The sequence below is a fragment of the Thermoleptolyngbya sp. M55_K2018_002 genome (genome assembly GCF_015295965.1).
In the GTDB taxonomy this organism is placed as follows: Bacteria; Cyanobacteriota; Cyanobacteriia; order Elainellales; family Elainellaceae; genus Thermoleptolyngbya; species Thermoleptolyngbya sichuanensis.
On record NZ_DVEA01000034.1, the window covers coordinates 1 to 3,612 of the forward strand.

Genomic DNA, 3,612 nt, shown 5'->3' on the forward strand with positions numbered 1-3,612 from the left:
CTGGGAATGCATCTGAATCAACCGCCGAGGGCAGAGGGGCAGCACTACACCAACGGCTCAAGAATGTAGGCAGAAAATGCGGGCAATCGCCTAATTTCCCCTGCTTTCAGCACTCAGGGATACCAATTGTTAAACCAATCCGCTGCTAGGTTGATGAAACTTAGGGGCAGGTTCAAATGCCACGTTGGGGAATCACTCTGCTGTTGAGGAGGGTAGATAATGCTTGTAGAAAAATTGCGACCTAATCCGGGCGATCGCCCAGATACTTGCCCGACCTAGTTCATATTTACTTGGTGTTTTCTTAGCCTTCATCATTTGTCAATTGTCAATCCTGCAAATAGGCTATCTCGTCAATGCCAGCAGTCTTTGATAGGCATAAGAACTTTCCAGTAGTTCTTGATTTCTAGGGATTCGACGGCATTCACAGGTAAATTCCGCATTGTTTGGGTTGATTGGACAAGGATTGAGCAATGCTAGATCACGAGATTTAGTTCACAAGGCAAGCTGCACTTTACCTCAATCCAAAATTCTAGTAAATTGAAAAACTGAGAGTTCTGCCTATGTCAATCTGGTTCCAAGCTTGTAAAGCAGTCCCGGAATTTTTTATAAAACCTTGACCTTTTATTAATGCTTTAAATTGGGTAAAGCTTAAGGCTATAATTTGGGATATGTAGCTCAAGCCACGCTCCCATTTTGTCTTGATGTTTTTCATGTTTGGTTTGGTCTGAGGCGTTGGGAGGCTAGATTGAGTGTCGTAATCCTAAATCAATGGCTCTGAGCAGATAGTTCTCAGGTAATTCTCAGGAGATCGTTGCCCAGAGTAGTTTGATGAGATCAGCCCTTAGGAGGCAGGTCAAGATAGGTTGAGTCTTCTCCAGCGATCAAGGGAATTGCTCGATCTCTATCAGGCTGAATCTTCTGGGTTCTGGATGGCACACAGGATAGCTTGTATCCTCAATGCTTTGGTGGTCAAGCTTGTGAAAATGTCGTCAAGCAAAGTGCGTCTGGCTCTAGCTACAACGCCATGGAGAGCTTTCAAGCCTGATACGGACTCCCTTTCAATCTGTGCTTGAAAACCTCTCTACCGCCAGATCTTTTCTAGAGCGTTTTGGTTGGTTGGGGTGCGGTGGACTGGGTTCAAAATTTCAGATCTGCGCCACTCTAAACTCACTCTAAACAAAGCGTCTCCACAAAATTTCTCAAGGGCGATCGCCCACGGCAGGTTTAAGTCCATCTCATGTTCGAGCCGTTTTTTGAACATAGTCGTCTTGGAATAGAGGATGCTCTAAACGCAATGACAGAAATCGCGACATCTCCATTGACTGGAAAGGCGCTGCTTCAGAAGCTAAAAGAAATTTCGCATCTCAAGGCGCGAGAAAAGGCGATTCAGTGCGGCTATCAGACCGTTGGCAAAAATCAGCAGACTCGCGTCAACATGGCGGCTTTTTATGAGGCTTTGCTGGCAGCTCGAGGAATTTCCCTAGAGACTGGATCAGACCGAGACGGGCGCGGGCGAGAGCCGACCTATCGCGTCAGTGTCCACAAAAATGGCCAGATTGTCATCGGTGCCACCTACACCGACAAAATGGGTCTGAAGCCCGGTGACGAGTTTGAAATTAAGCTGGGTTACAAGCACATTCATCTCATTCAAATCGACCGCGACAAGGACGGCGAAGACTCGGATGAAGAATAGTGCTGCTCATGTTTTTTGATCTCAAATTTGATGTCGAACTGTTGGCGCTGCTGAACTTTGGGGAGGCGGCGCTCTTTTTTGCAGTGTGGATAGGGTTGGGGCTGCCGATTTTGCTGCCGATGGCGATCGCCCTCCAGTGGCAGCCCGGTAAACCGATTGCACCCGCCCAAAAAATTCCGCTGCTGCTGGGGCTATACCTGCTGGCCCCGGCAGCGCTGTGGGCTGCTGGGCAGGTAAGTCCTCGACTTTCGACCCGCAGCAGCTTCGGCATCTATGGTCTGGCCTGGAGCGAACCACTGTGGCAAGGGCTAGGACTGGGGCTACTGGTGGCGATCGCAGGGGTTGGACTGTGGCTGGGGGTGCAGGTGGCGACGGGCTGGGGCTGCTGGCAAACCAATCCGCTGAGCCGCAGCGCCAGCCGCTCTCTAATTGCCGTGGCGCTGCTGGGGCTGGCGGTGGGGCTGGTGGAGGAACTGGTCTTTCGAGGATTTTTGCCGCTGGCGCTGGGCTTTGATCTGGGACCGCTGGCGGCTGTGGCGATCGCCAACCTGCTGTTTGCCCTGCTGCATCTGGTTTGGGACGGGCGGGCAACCGTGCCGCAACTGCCTGGGCTGCTGGTCATGGGGCTGGTCCTCAGCAGAGCTTGCTGGATCGCTAGAGGAAACCTGGGACTGGCGTGGGGGCTACATGCAGGCTGGATCATGGCGATCGCCAGCCTGGAGATTCTGGGCGCTCTAGAACCAACCGGACGAGTTCCCGCCTGGATCACGGGGCTGGATGGCAAACCGCTGGCCGGGGCGCTGGGACTGCTGCTGATGCTGGGAACGGCGATCGCCCTTGCGGTCATCTTCCAGAACCCAGTTACGGATGGTTAACTGCAATACATTTGTCAAGACGGGCTGACTTTAATATTCGCTTCATATCAGGATGCTGACCCCTGCATCGTCGGCTGCGTGCCATCGTCATCAGCTCGCGCAGGTGTTTAACAAGAGCAGCCCTGAATTTAGCTGAGTCTTTTCCTGCCTCCTCACAAGCCTCTGGTTCCTCTGGCTAATCTTCACTAATCGCCGTTGCTAGCTATTTTCATTGCTAGCCATTTTCATTTTCAATAGCCTGCCGTTGACTCGTAATTCCACCTCCTAACCCATGTCACCCGAAGCACAAGAATTCCTCGGAACATTTGCCTCAGAGACGTTTTACTACTGGGCATCTGTGTTTATGCTGCTGATCCACGCCGGATTCCTCGCCTACGAGGGCGGCGCATCGCGCACCAAGAACGTCCTGGCCACGATGGTCAAAAACCTGCTGACGCTTGCCAGCGTTGGGCTTGCCTTTTTCTTCTTTGGCTGGTGGGTATATAACGCCTTCCCGCTGTTTCCCGTCACGGGCGGCATTCTCGGCCCCTGGACTAATCCTGAGCAAAGCGAAACAATCCAGTCCGCAATGGAACTGGTGGAAGCGTCCTACCCTTGGTCACCCGCTCTAGGACCCAATACCGCAGACCATCTGACGGGGGTATTTTTCTTCGCCTTTGCGCTGTTTGCCATGACCACCGCTTCAATCTTGTCGGGAGCGCTGATCGAGCGGGTCAAGGTGGGCGCATACCTGGTGCTATCCGTCGTGTTGGGCGCATTTACCTGGGTGGTCGGTGCTGCCTGGGGCTGGAACCCCTTCGGCTGGTTTGTCACCAATTTGGGCTATCACGATTTCGGCTGCTCAGCGATCGTTCACGGTATTTCGGGCTTCTTTGCCCTGGGCGTACTGATTAACCTGGGGCCGAGGGTCGGCAAGTATGACGAAGCAGGCAACCCGCGTCCTATTTTGCCCCACAACCTGCCGCTGACAATGGTGGGGTTGATGCTGATTTTTGTCGGGTTCTATGCTTTTCTGGCAGCTTGCGTCATCTTTTTGCCTGGATA

The 3,612-nt window shown here is 52.7% G+C and carries 3 protein-coding genes; all 3 read left to right on the top strand.

What is annotated here, in order from left to right:
• Nucleotides 1–1,294 precede the first annotated feature (1,294 nt).
• The gene (locus tag IGS51_RS01580) at nt 1,295–1,693 is read left to right on the top strand and encodes an AbrB family transcriptional regulator (protein WP_297075144.1); all 399 of its coding nucleotides are present in this window, start codon (nt 1,295–1,297) and stop codon (nt 1,691–1,693) included.
• Nucleotides 1,694–1,701: 8 nt separating this feature from the next.
• Complete coding sequence (locus IGS51_RS01585; RefSeq protein WP_297075146.1) at nt 1,702–2,568, top strand: CPBP family intramembrane glutamic endopeptidase; 867 nt, start codon at nt 1,702–1,704, stop codon at nt 2,566–2,568.
• A gap of 271 nt (nt 2,569–2,839) precedes the next feature.
• Nucleotides 2,840–3,612: ammonium transporter (locus tag IGS51_RS01590; protein WP_367279229.1), on the top strand; the 773-nt coding region annotated here is incomplete at its 3' end.